The organism is Micromonospora fiedleri (assembly GCF_016774385.1).
In the GTDB taxonomy this organism is placed as follows: Bacteria; Actinomycetota; Actinomycetes; order Mycobacteriales; family Micromonosporaceae; genus Micromonospora; species Micromonospora gifhornensis.
The window spans coordinates 1-439 of the sequence record NZ_JAETXL010000121.1; the positions used below are offsets into that span (position 1 = coordinate 1).

The window sequence follows — 439 nt, forward strand, 5'->3', positions numbered from 1 at the left end:
TCGCTGGCTGACCTGTTCGCGTTTCGCTTTCGCAGCACCTGGGCCGGCGCGCTCACCACCATCTGTCTCTTATACACATCAGATGTGTATAAGAGACAGCAGTGAAACCGTTCAGCTCGGTGATGACCCCACCGCGCAACGCTTCCTCGATCAAGCCGTTGGCGCGCCCGGTGTTCACGCAGAACAAGCGCCCCTGGGGCGTTTCGCCAATCTCCCAGGTACCAGGCAACTTGCGTTTCGGATCATTGGAGCGACTGAACCAGACCTGCCCGCCCTCGACCTGGCAGTTGAGCATCGAGCCGGTATTGGGACAGTGAATGGTCAGCAACTCGCCATTCACGGTCTCGATATCGGCGAGAAAACGCTTATAGCGACGGATCAGCCGGCCTTCTTCGAGTGGAGGATCAAAGCGCATCAGCCTTGCCAGCTCCGCAGACCA

The 439-nt window shown here is 58.8% G+C and carries 1 protein-coding gene; it reads right to left on the minus strand.

From position 1 onward, the window contains the following. Window positions 1–52 precede the first annotated feature (52 nt). On the minus strand, window positions 53–415 hold the full coding sequence (locus JMF97_RS32535) for a DNA/RNA nuclease SfsA (RefSeq protein ID WP_498043326.1): 363 nt from the start codon (window positions 413–415) through the stop codon (window positions 53–55). Window positions 416–439: the final 24 nt, after the last annotated feature.

Coding starts and splice junctions, on each gene's coding strand:
- JMF97_RS32535 (WP_498043326.1), bottom strand. CDS start 415: ATGCGCTTTGATCCTCCACTCGAAGAAGGCCGGCTGATCCGTCGCTAT.